The sequence below is a fragment of the Anaerotignum lactatifermentans DSM 14214 genome (genome assembly GCF_900142265.1).
GTDB classification, from domain to species: Bacteria; Bacillota; Clostridia; order Lachnospirales; family Anaerotignaceae; genus Anaerotignum; species Anaerotignum lactatifermentans.
In genome coordinates, this window is the sequence record NZ_FRAH01000070.1 from 1 (window position 1) to 16,039 (window position 16,039).

A 16,039-nucleotide genomic window follows, 5' to 3' on the forward strand; every position below is an offset into this window, starting at 1 on the left:
AAAAAACGCACCGAGGGCGGGAAAAGCGAATAATCCCTTTGGAACAAAGGGCGCACTTATACACCCTTGCGGGCGTGTGCGCTCTGCCGAGGGCGTATCTCCGCACAGGGAACTTTCCCCGCGCTCCGATATGGCGGCTTTGCCGCAACAAGGGGCTGCACCCCTTGCGCCGCTTACGCGGCTATCCCTGCACACCCACAAAAACAGTACACCCGCCGTTGGCGTCTGTACCATTTTTGCGGGTTTGGTTATCCTATCCGGGAGGTGATACCCATAGCCATTTACCATTGTAACATCGGCATTGTGAGCCGAGGAAAAGGCAAGTCAGCCGTTGCCGCAGCCGCCTATCGAAGCGGCGAGAAAATCACAAACGAGTGGGACGGAATGACCCATGACTACACCCGCAAGCGCGGCGTTGTCCATACGGAAATCCTACTGCCGCCCCATGCCCCGCCCTCTTTCTCTGACCGTTCAACCTTGTGGAACAGCGTGGAGCTTTACGAGAAAGCCGGGAACGCCCAGCTTGCCAGAGAGATTGACGCAGCACTCCCCATAGAATTATCCAGAGAGGAACAGATCCGGCTTGTCCGTGAATACTGTTCCTCTCAATTTGTTTCAAGAGGAATGTGCGTTGATTTTGCCATTCACGACACCGACAGCGGCAACCCCCATTGTCATATCATGCTTACCATGCGCCCCCTTGACGAGCGCGGCGCATGGGCGGCGAAGTCCAAAAAGGAATATGACCTTGACGAGAACGGCGAGCGCATACGCTTACCAAGCGGCAGATACAAGACACACAAAGTTGACCTCACAGGCTGGAACGACAAGGGCAACGCGCTTTTATGGCGCAAGGCATGGGCGGATATTTCAAACGCCTACCTTGAACGCGCCGGACACCCGGAGCGTATCGACTACCGCAGCAACGCCGAGCGCGGCATTGACGAGCTGCCCACCGTCCACATGGGCGTAGCGGCCTGTCAAATGGAGAAGAAAGGCATAGCCACCGAGAAAGGCGAGCTGAACCGGAATATCCGAAAGGCAAACCGCCTTATCCGGGAAATCAGGGCGCAGATTGGAAAGCTCAAAGAATGGATTGGCGAACTGTTCAAGGCGCGGGAAACCGCCCCGGAGCAGCCCCCGCAATCCCCCGGCCTTGCAAATCTGCTGATGAAGTATTTAAGCGTTCAGAGAGAAAAGAGCCGGAAGTATTCGCAGAGTTGGCAAAGGCAGCACGCCGCCGATGAACTGAAAACCGTTGCAAAGGCGGTCAACTATCTTTCCGAGCATGGTATTTCTACCCTTGCGGAGCTGGACGCTGCCCTTTCCTCTGTCAGCGACCAAGCCGACGCTATCCGGGAGGGCATGAAAACCGCCGAGAAGCGCATGAAAGAATTGCAGAAATTGATTGAATACGGGAAGAACTACACCGAGTACAAGCCCATTCACGACGAGCTGAAAAAGCTGAAAAATGGCTGGACGAGCAAGCGTGACAAGTACGAGGAAGCCCACCGCGCCGAGCTTACGCTATGGAACGCAGCGAGCCGCTATCTCCATGCAAATCTGCCGAAAGGGACAAAGACCTTGCCTATCTCTGAATGGGAAAAAGAGTACGCCACTCTCAGCGGGCAGAGAACAGCGGAATATACCAAGCTGAAAGAAACCCGCGCCGAGGTTGCCGAGCTGCACAATATCCGCAAGTGCGTTGATATTGCACTGAAAGCCGACCAGCCGGAGCAGACCCGCGCCAAGCGGCACGACTTAGAACGATGAATGGAGTTGAGATTTTTGTACTACACCCAAGAACAGATAGACCGGGCGAATCAAGCCGACCTTGTTTCTTTCCTGCAATCACAGGGCGAGCAGCTTACCCGCGCCGGGAATGAATACCGCTGGAAACGGCACGACAGCTTGACCGTCCGGGGAAACAAATGGTACAGGCACAGCCAGAGCAAGGGCGGCGGCCCCGTTGATTTTGTTATAGAGTTTTTCGGCAAGAGCTTCACCGAAGCCGTGGAACTTCTCACAGGAGAAAAGGGAGCCGCACCGCCGCCGGACAGACCTTGCCCCGCGTCCCTTTCCGACTTCCGGCTACCACCCCCAAACAGCGACAACCGAACAGCGAGGAACTACCTCACAGCAGCCCGCCGCATTGATGAAGATGTGATGGGCTTTTTCTTTGCCCGCGGCGATATTTACGAGGACGCAGCCCACCACAACGCCGTATTTGTGGGGCGGGACGAGGACGGAATACCGCGCTACGCCCACAGCAAGGGAACGGCGGGAAACTTCCGGCTCGATGTGAAAGGCAGCGACAAAGCCTTTAATTTCTGTTACCGGGGCGAGGGCGACAGGCTTTTTGCCTTTGAAGCCCCCGTTGACCTGCTCTCTTTCCTCTGCCTGTTCAAAAAGGAATGGCAGAAGCAGAGCTATTTGTCATTGGGCGGCGTGGGAGAAAAAGCCCTATTGCGTTTCCTTTCTGACCGTCCGAACATCAAGACCGTTTACCTCTGCCTTGACAGCGACCAAGCCGGAAACGACGCTTGTAGCCGCCTTGCGGAGCTTGTGCCGGAGGGCTTGACCGTCCACCGCCTTGTGCCGCTGTTTAAGGACTGGAACGAGGTATTGCAGCACCGGGCAGAAATCACAGACGGGAAGTATATCCAGGAAGCAGTTTACGGCCTGAAAGAGCCGCCGCAGGAAGAAACCGTCGAGATTATCCGCATGAGCGAGGTTGACACGCAGACCGTTGAATGGCTATGGGAGCCGTATATCCCTTTCGGGAAAGTAACCATTGTGCAAGGCAACCCCGGCGAGGGCAAGACCACCTTTGCCCTACGCCTTGCCGCTGCCTGCACCACCGGGGGAACGCTGCCGGGAATGAAGCCCCTGCCGCCATTCCAAGTGATTTACCAGACCGCCGAGGACGGGCTGGGCGATACCGTCAAGCCCCGCTTGATAGAAGCCGAAGCCGACCTTGACCGCGTGCTTGTGATTGATGAAGCCAAGCGGGAGCTTACCCTCTCCGACGAGCGCATAGAAAAGGCAATCACGCAGAACGGGGCGCGGTTGATTATCCTTGACCCAATACAGGCGTACATGGGCGAAAAGACCGACATGAACCGGGCAAACGAAGTGCGCCCCATGTTCCGCCGTCTTGCCGATGTTGCCGAGCGTACCGGGTGCGCCGTTATCCTTATCGGACACTTGAACAAAGCTGCCGGAGGGCAGAGCGCATACCGGGGCTTAGGTTCTATCGACTTCCGCGCCGCAGCAAGGAGCGTCCTGCTGATCGGGCGCGTGAAGCGGGAGCCGAATGTGCGTGTTATCGTCCATGACAAATCTTCCCTGGCGCCGGAGGGCAAGCCCGTTGCCTTTTGCCTTGACCCGGAAACAGGCTTTTCATGGATAGGCGAATACGACATAACCGCCGACGAGCTGCTATCCGGCGCGGGCGGGAACACCGCCACCAAGACCGAACAAGCCGAGAAGCTGATACTTGACCTGCTTGCAGACGGGAAAGAGCTTGCCAGCGAGGACATTGTAAAGGCCGCAGCCGAAGCCGGAATATCCGAGAGGACGGTACAGAACGCCAAGCGCAACATGGGCAGCATTTTGGGCGCAAGGCGTGTCGGCGGTCAATGGTATAACTTCATCAAGAAGAAGCAGCCGCCCGAACCCGCAAGCTGAAAGTGCAAAACGCAGACCCTTTGCACTTTGCACTTTCGCACTTTCACAAGAATTTGCGTCAATAACTCAAAAAAGCACTTGACAAAACGCTTCATGGGGTACGGCGGAGGACATCAAGCCGTTTATGGACCCGGTATTTGAGAATAACATCATTCTCACCCAGACGGAACGGCTGACGATGAACAGCCGCCCCAAGGACCCCAGGACAGCCAGGAATAAGAATGTTTTGATTATCGGCGGATCTGGAAGTGGTAGAAGGCCCGCACCTGACCCTGCATGGGGTACGGGCCGATTGCCGTCTTAACCGAAGCCAGCAAGTAAGTTAAGAGTATCAGCGCGGAAGAAATCTGGAAGGGTTTTGCAGTCCTGACCGGAGTGGAAGGCCCGCCTTAAAAAGCGGGACACACGCAACGCATAGGGCTTGAGCCTGCCTTGCAGAATATAACAGCCCCACGAGGCCGCGCTGCCGGCTGGCCTGCCGGATACGGCAGGGCAAAAAGATATGCTATGCTGGGCGTGAATGGACACGCCGCTGAAAATGGGCGAAAGCTCCAGAGGGGCCGATAAAAAGCGGCCCGGTAATCACATCAGAAAACACGCTTCTGGTTGAAACCCAACCTGATGCAGTGTACTTCCAAGACCTATCCGACATCCTTCGTAGTCACCGATCCAAAGGGCAGTATCCTCATCGAGTGCGGGAAAATGCTGCAAAAGTTCGGCTACCGCATCCGTTTCCTGAACACCATCAACATGAAAAAATCCATGCACTACAACCCCTTCGCCTACATCCACTCGGAGAAGGACATCCTGAAGCTGGTGACAACGCTGATTGCGAACACCAAAGGCGAAGGCAAGGGCGGGGACGATTTCTGGGTCAAAGCCGAGACACTGCTGTTTACGGCGCTGATCGGCTACATCCATTATGAGGCCCCAACGGAGGAACAGAACTTCTCCACCCTGCTGGAAATGATTAACGCGATGGAGGTCCGGGAGGACGATGAGGAATTTGAAAACCCTGTGGATTTGATGTTCAAGGAGCTGGAAAGCCGCCAGCCCGGACACTTTGCGGTGCGCCAGTATAAAAAATACAAGCTCGCCGCAGGAGATGTATGCTCTAAGTGACTTCTTAATCATGGTTTTGTCATGGTTAGTGAAGCAGTCACTTAGAGCATTTTCATTTCAGGAGGTACAGCCATGAGAAACGAGAAAATCACCCCTCTGTATGAGCGTTTGAGCCGCGATGATGAGTTACAGGGCGAGAGTAACTCCATATCGAACCAGAAAAAGATGTTAGAGGACTTTGCCTGCCGGAACGGGCTGCCGAACCCCACCCACTTCACCGATGACGGCGTATCGGGAACCCGTTTTGACCGTCCTGGTTTTCTGGCGATGATGGAGGAAGTCGAGGCCGGACGGGTGGAGGCCATTGTTATCAAAGACATGAGCCGCCTGGGGCGTGACTATCTGAAAGTCGGTCAGGTCATGGAGATTTTGCGGCAGCGCGGTGTCCGGCTGATCGCCATCAATGACGGTGTGGACAGTCTGAAAGGCGACGATGATTTTACCCCGTTCCGCAACATTATGAACGAGTTTTACGCCCGCGACACCAGCCGGAAAATCCGCTCCGTGTTCAAGTCTAAAGGCATGAGCGGCAAGCACCTGACCGGCACCGTCATTTATGGCTACCTGTGGGACGAAAAGCGGGAACACTGGCTTGTGGACGAAGAAGCCGCCGAAGTGGTACGCCGTATCTTTTCCCTGACGATGGAGGGCTACGGCCCCTATCAGATTTCCAAGCTGCTGTCCGAGGCAAAGGTTGAAATCCCCGCTGTCCATCTGGCACGCTTTGACGAGGGAGTAAACAGGACGAAGCCGGTCAAAGACCCCTATGGCTGGGGATCATCCACCATTGTGAACATCCTGAAAAAGCGGGAATACCTGGGCCACACCATCAATTTCAAGACCCGCAAACACTTCAAGGACAAGAAAAGCCACTATGTAGACGAAAGCGAGTGGACGATTTTCGAGAATACCCATGAGGCCATCATCGACCAGGAAACCTTTGACAATGTGCAGCGTATCCGGGCGAATGTCAGGCGCTACCCGGACGGCTGGGGCGCGGCCCACCCTCTGACTGGCCTGATGTACTGCGCCGACTGCGGCGGCAAGATGTATGTCCATCGCGTCAATAACGGCAAGCGTGATCCACAGTTTACTTGCAGCCAGTACAGCAAAATCCCATGCGGGACGCTCTGCGGCACACAGCACCGCATCCGGGCCGAGGCTGTCCTGACCTTGATAACCGATATGCTCCGGGCCATCGCGGAGTATTCCAAGAATGACCGGGCCGAGTTTATCCGCACTGTCCAGGAAACGCAGGCCGCTCAGCAGACCGCCGACATCTCCAAGAAGCGGAAACGGCTGGCCGCCGCCCAAAAGCGGGCCGGGGAACTGGAACGGCTGATTTGCAAAATCTATGAGGACAACGCCCTGGGCAAGCTGCCGGACGCCCGGTATGAAGCCCTGGACGCACAGTACGCCAAAGAGCAGGACGCCCTCAATGCGGAAATCATGGAACTGGAAAAGGCCGTTACCGGCTATGAGCAGAGCCGGAAATCTGCGGAGAAGTTTATTGCCCTGATTGACAAGTACGAGAATTTCGACACGCTGACGAATACCATGCTCAACGAGTTTGTAGAGAAAATCCTTGTCCATGAGCGCGCCCGCAAAGGCAGCCAGGACACCACACAAGAGGTTGAAATCTACTTCAACTTTGTGGGCCGGTATATCCCGCCTGCTTTGCAGCCGGTTCCCCTGACCCCGGAGGAACAGGAAGAACTGCGGAAGAAGGAGGAACGCAAAGACAGGCTTCACCAGAACTACTTACGCCGCAAGGCAAACGGCAAGCAGAAGGAATGGGAAGAACGCTACAACGCCAAGCGTAAGGTCCAGGTGGAGGCGGCAAAGGCCGCGATCCGGGCCGAGGACATGGAAAAAGGCATTTTTACCACCGTCAGCCAGTTACCCAGGCAGGAGCCGCGCAAGGCCACCGTATCGGCCAGCGCCGCAGTTTAACCATCACAGTGCAAAGGAGGACGAACATGAACGAATTGACTTACACCCGCTGCGGAGATTACTACATCCCCGACCTGAAACTTTCCGAGCAGCCGGAGACCCCCATCGGCAAGTATGGCCGTATGCGGCAACGCTACCTGAAGGAACACCGGCCCGGCCTTTACAGCAGCTTGATATTGAGTGAAAAGCTGTACCCGCACCTGTTGGAGATTGACCGGGCGGCGCGTGAACGGATGGACGCCATGCTGCCCCGCATGATGGAGGCGGCAGGCGTCACCGAGGAACTGAAAGCCCGTGACCCCATGCGCTGGGTGGGGCTGATGAATACGCTGAAAGCACAGGTGGAGGAAATCATACGGGATGAACTGATATACAATTAGTTTTTTGGGCAGGGGCCTCGGTCTCTGCCTAAATTTATAATAATTCCGACACGCTTTGCATCTTGTATTCTTCGAGAGCAAGAAATATAATGAATATATTGGAGGAATGCGAGATGGAATACATGACTTTGAAAGAAGCTGGCGAAAAATGGGGCATTTCGGCCCGTCAAATAAATTATTACTGCTCGGCAGGCCGCATCCCTGGTGCTGTGAAAATGGCAACACTATGGTTAATCCCCAAAGATGCAAAAAAGCCGATTGACGGTAGAACAAAACAAGGAAAGGAACACAAAAATGCAAAAAATATTATATGTTGAAGATGATTTAAGCCTGATTGATGGCTTGCAATATACTTTGGAGAGCAGCGGATATGCCGTAGACAATGCGAGAACCGTCAAAGAAGCTCTGTCACTGTTTCGGAGCAACCATTACGATTTGCTGCTATTGGATGTCACTTTGCCGGATGGCACAGGATTTGACGTCTGCAAAGAGGTACGGAGCAGTTCAACGATCCCGATTATATTTTTAACTGCGTCCGATCAGGAGATCAGCATTGTGAAGGGCCTTGACATGGGCGGCGACGATTATATCACAAAGCCCTTTAAGCTCAATGAGCTGCTTTCCAGAATTAAAGCACTTCTTCGGCGCTCTCTGCAATTTTCAAAAGCAGAGGCAATCTTGGAGGCAAATGGTATTCGTGTAGATACCACTGAAAGGCTTGTCTGGAAAAACGGCGAGCCGGTTGACCTGCCTCTGGTAGAATACAAACTTCTGTGCCTGTTCATGCAAAATCCAAATCATCTCATGCCACGGGAAATGATTTTAGACCGTATGTGGGATGGCAATGGGAATTTTGTAGACGATAATACTTTATCCGTTTATATCCGGCGGTTACGAAACAAAGTTGAAGATACGCCAAATGCGCCCAAATATCTGCTGACCGAACGTGGAATTGGATATAAGTGGGTTGTTGAGTGAGGAAGGATTTATGGGCAAATTAGGGAAAGAAACAAAGACACTGTTAATCGCCATTACCGCTGTCTGCCTCATCTCCTTTCTTCTGGCTGGGGGGATTGCCACACTTCTGGCAAAAAATTTTCAGCAGGAATTATTGCTCCATGATTATGGTGTTGCAGGCCATTTGTTAAACAATGAAAAAGAGCTGTCAATCTCCGCTTTTACTTCGCAGCCAAACGAGAATGACATAGAACGCGGCAGGGCGGCTTTAGCTTCTATTGGGTATGATGAAACGACTTCCATGCGTTTTCTGCCTGCTGTCCAGATATACCGAAATCAGACAATGTTTTCTGTATTTCTGCTGTTGGTTTTCCTGTTTGGGGCAATCTACTTATCGCTGTTTCTCTATCTTCGCCGCCAGCACAAGGCTTTCAGTAACGCCGAAAATACCATCCGCCAATTTTTGGATGGCAATACTACGTCCCGCATCGAATGTTCACAGGCTGGTGACTGGTACAGCCTTTTTCATGCCATCAATGAAATGGCGACGATCCTCTCTGCTCATGCCGAGAATCAGCGGCAGACCAAAGAATTTTTGCAGGACATTATTTCGGATGTATCCCATCAGATTAAAACACCGCTGTCTGCCCTGAAAATGTACCATGAGATTATAGAGAGCCATAAAAATGATGCCGCAACCGTGAGCAGCTTCACCGAAAAATCTCAAAGAGAGATCAAGCGGATGGAAGATGTGATTTACACCTTGCTGAAACTGGCCCGGCTGGACGCAGGAATTATCCAGATGGAAAAGGCCCCGGAAAATCTTTCTGTTCTTATGCAGGATGTTTTGGAACGCTTTGAAACTTGGGCGGAACGGGAGCATAAAACAATTACGCTTTCCGGTAAAGAAAATGTTGTTTTATCATGCGATGCCCTATGGGTATCGGAAGCCATCGGCAATATTGTAAAAAACGCCCTGGAGCATACAGAGAACGGCGGCCATATTGAAGTAAAATGGAGCCAATCCCCTTTAATGACACAAATTGAGATTTCCGATGATGGAAAAGGAATACACCCGGAAGATCTGTACAACATTTTCAAACGGTTTTACCGCAGTCGTTTTTCTTCGGATGTTCATGGCATTGGCTTGGGGCTGCCGCTGGCTAAATCTATTGTAGAAGCTCACGGCGGAACCATTTCCGTAACCAGCAGTTTAGGCGCAGGAACCACGTTTACATTGAATTTTTTCAACCTTACAGATGAGTAAGATAGATGTCACTTGGAAGTAAGTCATGGGGGGTATGATGTGTCTGTAAGGAGGTCTTGAATATGAATATTCTTGAAGTACAAGACCTGTGCAAAACCTATGGCACAGGCGAAACAGAAGTTCACGCATTAAACCATGTATCATTTTCTGTCCGTAAAGGCGAGTTTATCGCCATCATTGGTGAGTCGGGTTCCGGCAAAAGCACCTTACTGAATGTGGTTGGCGCTTTGGACAGCGCCACTTCCGGCAAGGTGTGGATTGATGGACAGGACATTTTTTCTATGCCGGAGAAGAAACTAACCGTGTTCCGGCGGCAGCATATCGGATTTATTTTCCAGTCATTCAATCTGATCCCGGAGCTGAATGTGGAGCAGAACATCACATTTCCGCTGTTGCTTGACTATAAAAAGCCAAATCAAAAGTTCGTCAATGAGTTGTTGCAGGTACTTGGATTGAGCGAACGCCGGAAACACCTTCCCAGCCAGCTTTCCGGCGGCCAGCAGCAGCGCGTGGCGATTGGCCGGGCATTGGTTACACGCCCCGCCCTGATTATGGCAGATGAACCGACCGGAAATCTGGACAGCAAAAACAGTCAGGAAGTTCTGGCTTTGCTGCAAACCATGTCAGACAGGTATCAACAGACCATTCTGATGATTACCCACAACAAAAACCACGCCAGTGCGGCAGACCGTGTGTTCCGTATGAGCGATGGCGTGCTGAAGGATTTGGGGGTGTCGTCGCGTTGAAAAGCTATCTTGGATTGGTGCCGCAATATGAAAAGGTACACCGCAAGAACAATCGAATTTCGGTTCTCTGCATTGTCCTTTCGGTGCTGCTGGTAACTGCTATTTTCAGCATGGCAGATATGGCGCTGCGCGCACAGAAAAATTATTTTATCAAGACGAATGGTGAATACCATATCAGCTTAACCGACATTGATGAACAGACGGCAGAACTCGTAAAGGCGCGGGTAGATGTTTCCCTCTGCGGATGGGTCTATCAGGGAAGTGCCGGCAGTATTGGCTCCAAAGCGGTCAGTTTTGCAGGCGCGAATGAGGACACCTTTTCCACTTTGACAGAAATGGATATGGAAAGTGGATCATACCCCACCCAGCCCGATGAAGCATTATTGAATCAATCGGCTTTGGAACAGTTGGGCCTTGCGGTTGGCGACACCGTGACCGTTACAGTGCCGGATGGTTCCAGCCGGGAATACCGCATTACCGGCGTCCTTGCCGATATGGGAAGTTTGCTTAAAGCGGATGTATATGGCATGGTATTGACCGAGGACGGTTTTCGCCAGATTGCGGATGAAAATGCCCAAAGCGGAACCACTTTCCGCGTCCAGTTCAAAGATGGCGTAAACATTCAAGAGGCCATGAATGAAATAAAAGCACAATATGGCCTTTCAGACAATCAGGTAAGCGAAAATACGGCGCTCCTTGGATTGATGGGACAAAGTGAGAACAGCACAATGCAGTCCCTATATATTGTTGCAGGCTTTCTTGTCCTTCTAGTGCTGATTGCCGGTGCAGTAATGATTGCCGCCAGCTTTAACACAAATGTTCTGGAACGAGTTCAGTTCTATGGCCTTTTGCGGTGCCTGGGCGCATCCAAAGCACAGGTAAAGCATTTCGTCATTCTTCAAGGGCTGCGCCAAAGTATGAAGGGCGTGCCGATTGGGCTGGTTGCCGGACAGATCATTACATGGTGTGCCTGCCTCCTGCTGAAATCCATCAGTGGGGAACGATTTTCAGAAATACCGCTTTTTCAATTCAGTGTAAGCGGTCTGATTGCTGGTGCAGTGATTGGTTTTCTGATTGTACTGCTGGCGTCCCTGTCCCCAGCGAAAAAGGCTTCTAAAGTATCGCCGGTAACTGCAATCAGCGGCAGTTCACAGCTTACGCAGAATAAAAGGGCTGCAAATACAAAGCTGTTCCACATTGAAACCGGCATGGGAATTTTCCATGCACTGTCCGGCAAAAAGAATGTATTCCTTATGACCTGCTCGTTTGCTATTAGTATTATGATGTTCCTGTCGTTTCAGGTAATGGTAGTCTTTCTCAATCAGGGGATGCCTGCACTCTCTCCATCGGCAGCGGATGTATCTATTACAATGGGAAATACGCCTCTGGACAGGTCGCTGGTGGAACAGATCAGCGAAACGGAAGGTGTTGACAAAGTTTTTGGCCGTATGGAAATGGCTGGCCTTTCTATTTCCTCTGATGTGGGAGAAGGAACCGTCACGCTCATTTCCTACGATGATAACCAATTCGGGTGGGCGAAAAAAGAATTGAATGAGGGCAGTATCACGCCTGCTATGGAAAATACAGATCGTGTTCTGGTTACTTATCAGGATGGCGTAAACTGGAATGTCGGAGATACGGTAGTCCTTCATACATCTTCCGGCGATAAGCAGGTAACGGTTGCCGGAATACTGGCAGCGGCTACGGCAAGTGCGGTGAACGGTGCAGGCAGTAGCGGATATATGATTTGCTCGGAACAAACATTTACCGCTTTGGTTGGCGATTTGGGCTATACGACGATTGATGTTCAATTTTCTTCTGCCGGTGGGGATGATACTGTTTCCACAATACGGAGCATGAGCCCATCCGACAGCACTGTTTCAGACAAGAGAATCACCAATTCCGAGTCCCAAAGCTCCTACTATACAGGCGCGGTGTTTATTTATGGCTTCCTCATCATTATTGCACTTATCACAGTGTTTAATATTTTTAACAGCATGAACGCCAGTGTAGCGTCCAGAACAAGACAGTACGGCATTATGCGGGCCATTGGTATGGGAGTAAATCAGCTTTATAAGATGATTGCGGCGGAATCCTTTACCTATGCAATACTTGGCTGTATTGTCGGATGTGTTTTGGGGCTACCGCTGAATAGGCTGATGTTCCAGTTTTTGATTGCAGATAAATGGGGAACCACATGGCAAATCCCTTTGGGTTCACTCCTTCTGATTGTGTTCCTCTGCCTTGCGTCTGCGGCGATTGCAATCAGACGCCCCATCCGGCAAATCAGCAGAATGGCAATCGTGGACACAATTAAGCTCCAACAATAATTTTATCAAACAGCAAACGTCAAAGGCTGGCCTTCTGTTTCATCGGAGGGCCAGTTTTTTAGTATCTATCTTACTCATTAGTAAGATAGATGTCACTTGGAAGTAAGATTGACTTTATAAAATAGAGGCAAATAAAAGCGTTTCTGCCGGACGACGACAAAGAAAAAAAGCCGTCGTTCAGCAGACAATCATCGTGCCATCATTACAGTTCGCGGCGGCTTTGAACAAATCAGGGCCGCCGTTCCTTATGCCCTCGACAAAGGAGTGACGCCTATACGCTGACACGGCGGCTTTAGGAGGGAGCCGCCATGAAGCACACTGACCGCCGACAAATTCAGACGATATTTGCACTATCGTCAAAAAAATCCCGGCCACCAAACCGGCCCCGTCTGGCAGCCAGTGCGAAAATTGTCATAATGTAACTGAATACCGTATTTTTTGCGCTCGAATAGCTTCATGCTGTCCGGGCGTTTTTTTATACCTATGGGGCCGGAACATCGGGCCAACATGGCCCGAACCTTGCCCCCGGTGCCGTTCCCCGCCGCCCTGTTCAGATTTTCCCGCAAAAATCTGAACGGAGGAAAGGCAGATGGAAGTCACCATCAATTACAACGGACAAGCTGTGGCCGTGGAGGTCACGCTGGAAGTCTATGAATTTCTTGACCGGGCCGACCACAAAGCCGAGAACCTGTCCCATGAGCAACGGCGGCATTGGGATGGCCGGGAATTTGACGAATACATAGTTGCCACCGAGGGCGTGGGTATCTACGGCGAAACGCCGGAGGAATACCTTTGCCGCATGGAAACGCTGGGCGAGCTGATGGCCGTCCTGGACACCTGTACCGAGGCCCAGCGCCGCCGGTTCCTGCTCTATGCCCTTGACGGGCTGACCCTTGCGGAGATTGGGACGGTGTGCGGCTGCTCCAAAGTATCCGTCTATGAGAGCATTGACGCGGTTCGGAAAAAATTTTTGAAATTCTTTGCGAACTACCCTAACGAATGACCCCTTTTCGGGCTACCAAGTGAAAGGGATTGTTTCCCTTATCCCAGCGGGAGGCGGACAGCGGACAAGCTGCCCGCCTCTCCCATTTTCAGGAGGTAAGCCTATGAAAACAATCAATCTGCGGTGGATTTATCCCCACTACCGGCATGACGAGTTTGTGGAGGTCAGCGATGAAGTTTGGGATGTCATGCGGCAGGCCCAGCGCGAGATGAACAACTATGAACGCCGGAAGGTCTACCACCGCGCCTACTACTCTCTGGACGCATATAGCTGGACGGAGAACTATGCGCTGGAACACAGCAGATCGCCGGAGGAAATTCTTTTGGAGCGCGAGGAACGGGCCGCCCATCTGCGTCTGCTGGCCGCCTTGCCGGAAGCCCTGGCCCATGCCACCCCCACACAGGCCCGCCGTGTCCGGGCCTACTACATCGCCGGTATCAGCCAGCCGGAAATCTCCCGGAGGGAGGGCGTAGACAGCAGCAAGGTCAGTGTTGCCATCCGGCGGGGCCTGCGGAATATGCGCCGCTGCTATGACTGCCTTTTCCCGGCAGAGTGAGGGCGGGCCTATGCAGACCATCAACCTCAAGCAATATTACCCGTTCTGTACCGAGGACACCTTTGTGGAGGTGTCGGATGAAATCGTTGAGGCGTTCCTGCTGGACAAGCGGGCCGAGGCCGCCAGGGAGCGCAAGATGTACCGCTACAAGGCGTTTTACTCCCTTGACTGCAATGATGGGATTGAGAACGCCGCCTTCGGCTGGGCGCAGCCATCCCCGGAGGATTGCCTGATGGAAAAGGAGGCACAGGCCGAATACGCCGAGCTGCTCCGGCGGCTCTATGAGGCCATTTCCTCTCTGACCCCAACGCAGGCCCGCCGCGTCCATGCCCGGTATATGCTGGGGATGAAAGTGAAGGACATTGCCGCGATGGAGGGTATCACCCCATCCCAGGCTGGGAAGTCCATCCATGCGGCGCTTCGGCGGCTGCGCCGGTACTTCATACGCCGGAAATGGACAAGCGGCCTATGAAAACCATCAACCTGAAAAAATACTACTACCCGATTTGCAAGAAGGACACTTTTGTGGAAGTGCCGGACGAGGTTGCAGACGCCATTGCGGAGGAAAGCCGCGCAGAGAGCGCAAATGACGCCAAGCAGCACTATCACTGTTATTCTCTGGACGCATCCCCCGGCATAGAAAACCATTTCCCGGAACAGGTCATTTCCCCGGAAGATATTCTGATGGAGAAAGAAACGGAACGGGAACAGGAGGCCGCCCATGCCCTGATGATGGAACGGCTCCGTGAGGCCCTTGCCACCCTGACGCCCCGGCAGGCGAGCTGCCTTCATGCCCGGTTTTGGGAGGGCAAGCAGTTTAAGGAGATTGCCGAGGCCGAAGGCTTCACGACATCAGCAGCCATTGTCACGGTTCGCAACGCCATTATCAAGTTACAGAAATATTATATCAAGCGCGGCTGGATGAAGCCGCCAAAGGAGAAAGCGATATGCACAAAGACAGCACCACCCAAGCGAAACAGAAAAAAGACGAGCGCGAAGAAGTCCTGAAGGAAATCCGGCAGCTTGAGAACCGCCAGAAGATTTTGGAGAACAAGCAGCGTAACGAGGAACGCATGGCCCGCACCCGCCGCCTGATTGAGCGCGGAGCCATTTTGGAGGGCATTTTCCCTCTGGCCCCCGACCTTTCCGGCGTAGAGGTCAAAGCATTCCTGATTGCCCTGTCCCATCTTCCGGGGGCGGCGGAACTGGCCGCAAAACTGCCGAAATCCGGGGACAAGCCGTAAGTCCCTTGTTTACAAGGGCGCACTTATACACCGTTGCCGGTGTCGTGCGCCCTGCCGGGGGCTGTTGCGCTCTCCGAGCGCGATGGGGAGCTACACTCCCCAAACCCCTTGTGCGCCCCGCGCAGCCAAACACCCGCTTCGCGTCTGTTCGGCTCCACGGAGCCTGAAATATCCCCGCCGAAAGGAGGTGCCACCCATAGATTTTTGTCATTTTCCCGTCAGTATCATCAAGCGCAGCGAGGGCCGTTCCGCTGTTGCCGCAGCCGCCTACCGAAGCGGAACCAAACTGACGAATGAATGGGACGGCCTGACCCATGATTACACCCGGAAGGGCGGCGTTGTCCATGTGGAAATCATGCTGCCCGCCCACGCCCCGCCAGAGTTTGCAGACCGCTCCACCCTCTGGAACAGTGTCGAGCAGATCGAGAAAGCCAGGGACAGCCAGCTTGCCCGCGAGATCGAAGCGGCCCTGCCCCGCGAACTGTCCAGGGAACAGCAGCTTGCCCTTGTCCGGGCCTATGTGAAGGACAACTTTGTGGACAAGGGGATGTGCGCCGACTTTGCCATCCATGACAAGGGAACCGGCAACCCCCATGTGCATATCATGCTGACCGTCCGGCCCCTAAAAGAAAATGGCGCATGGGGCGCGAAGTGCCGCAAGGCATACGACTTAGACGAAAACGGCCAGCGTATCCCGGATGGGAAAGGCGGCTGGAAGAACCACCGGGAGGACACCACCGACTGGAACGACAAAGGGAATGTGGAGATTTGGCGGGCGGCATGGGCGGCCT

At 53.0% G+C, this 16,039-nt stretch carries 15 protein-coding genes and 1 pseudogene; all 16 read left to right on the forward strand.

Features of this window, described 5'->3' with window-relative positions:
• The first annotated feature begins 66 nt into the window (after positions 1 to 66).
• Positions 67 to 1,773 (forward strand): MobQ family relaxase, encoded by a 1,707-nt coding sequence (gene mobQ, locus BUB35_RS14750; protein ID WP_002592866.1) that lies wholly within the window; start codon positions 67 to 69, stop codon positions 1,771 to 1,773.
• 15 nt (positions 1,774 to 1,788) lie between these two features.
• Positions 1,789 to 3,690, forward strand: a complete 1,902-nt coding sequence (locus BUB35_RS14755) for an AAA family ATPase (RefSeq protein WP_072852992.1) — start codon at positions 1,789 to 1,791, stop codon at positions 3,688 to 3,690.
• A 591-nt stretch (positions 3,691 to 4,281) separates the two neighbouring features.
• Positions 4,282 to 4,794 (forward strand): annotated as a pseudogene (locus BUB35_RS14765) (type IV secretory system conjugative DNA transfer family protein); the annotation flags it as partial.
• Positions 4,795 to 4,884: 90 nt separating this feature from the next.
• On the forward strand, positions 4,885 to 6,765 hold the full coding sequence (locus tag BUB35_RS14770) for a recombinase family protein (RefSeq protein WP_072852994.1): 1,881 nt from the start codon (positions 4,885 to 4,887) through the stop codon (positions 6,763 to 6,765).
• A gap of 26 nt (positions 6,766 to 6,791) precedes the next feature.
• Positions 6,792 to 7,145 carry a TnpV protein gene (locus BUB35_RS14775; RefSeq protein WP_072852996.1) on the forward strand — a complete coding sequence of 118 codons (354 nt, stop codon included), beginning with the start codon at positions 6,792 to 6,794 and terminating at the stop codon, positions 7,143 to 7,145.
• 113 nt (positions 7,146 to 7,258) lie between these two features.
• Positions 7,259 to 7,462, forward strand: a complete 204-nt coding sequence (locus BUB35_RS14780) for a MerR family transcriptional regulator (RefSeq protein WP_009322133.1) — start codon at positions 7,259 to 7,261, stop codon at positions 7,460 to 7,462.
• A complete protein-coding gene (locus BUB35_RS14785; protein WP_072852998.1) occupies positions 7,440 to 8,123 on the forward strand; it encodes a response regulator transcription factor in 684 nt (227 codons plus the stop codon). Before BUB35_RS14780 ends, BUB35_RS14785 begins: the two co-directional genes overlap by 23 nt.
• Positions 8,124 to 8,133: 10 nt before the next feature.
• Positions 8,134 to 9,369, forward strand: coding sequence for a sensor histidine kinase (locus BUB35_RS14790; RefSeq protein ID WP_072852999.1), 1,236 nt, complete (start codon positions 8,134 to 8,136; stop codon positions 9,367 to 9,369).
• A gap of 62 nt (positions 9,370 to 9,431) precedes the next feature.
• A complete protein-coding gene (locus tag BUB35_RS14795; RefSeq protein WP_072853001.1) occupies positions 9,432 to 10,115 on the forward strand; it encodes an ABC transporter ATP-binding protein in 684 nt (227 codons plus the stop codon).
• On the forward strand, positions 10,112 to 12,445 hold the full coding sequence (locus BUB35_RS14800; protein WP_072853003.1) for an ABC transporter permease: 2,334 nt from the start codon (positions 10,112 to 10,114) through the stop codon (positions 12,443 to 12,445). The genes BUB35_RS14795 and BUB35_RS14800 overlap by 4 nt, the downstream gene beginning before the upstream one ends.
• Positions 12,446 to 13,034: 589 nt before the next feature.
• Positions 13,035 to 13,448 (forward strand): RNA polymerase sigma factor, encoded by a 414-nt coding sequence (locus BUB35_RS14810; RefSeq protein WP_009322139.1) that lies wholly within the window; start codon positions 13,035 to 13,037, stop codon positions 13,446 to 13,448.
• A gap of 103 nt (positions 13,449 to 13,551) precedes the next feature.
• Positions 13,552 to 14,004 carry an RNA polymerase subunit sigma-24 gene (locus BUB35_RS14815; protein WP_072853005.1) on the forward strand — a complete coding sequence of 151 codons (453 nt, stop codon included), beginning with the start codon at positions 13,552 to 13,554 and terminating at the stop codon, positions 14,002 to 14,004.
• A gap of 10 nt (positions 14,005 to 14,014) precedes the next feature.
• Positions 14,015 to 14,476, forward strand: coding sequence for an RNA polymerase sigma factor (locus BUB35_RS14820; RefSeq protein WP_072853007.1), 462 nt, complete (start codon positions 14,015 to 14,017; stop codon positions 14,474 to 14,476).
• The gene (locus BUB35_RS14825; protein ID WP_072853009.1) at positions 14,473 to 15,012 is read left to right on the forward strand and encodes an RNA polymerase sigma factor; all 540 of its coding nucleotides are present in this window, start codon (positions 14,473 to 14,475) and stop codon (positions 15,010 to 15,012) included. Before BUB35_RS14820 ends, BUB35_RS14825 begins: the two co-directional genes overlap by 4 nt.
• A complete protein-coding gene (locus tag BUB35_RS14830) occupies positions 14,952 to 15,248 on the forward strand; it encodes a DUF3847 domain-containing protein (RefSeq protein WP_072853011.1) in 297 nt (98 codons plus the stop codon). Before BUB35_RS14825 ends, BUB35_RS14830 begins: the two co-directional genes overlap by 61 nt.
• Before the next feature lie 187 nt (positions 15,249 to 15,435).
• Positions 15,436 to 16,039, forward strand: a 604-nt coding sequence (mobQ, locus tag BUB35_RS14835; RefSeq protein WP_143185469.1) for a MobQ family relaxase, incomplete at its 3' end; no start/stop codon positions are given.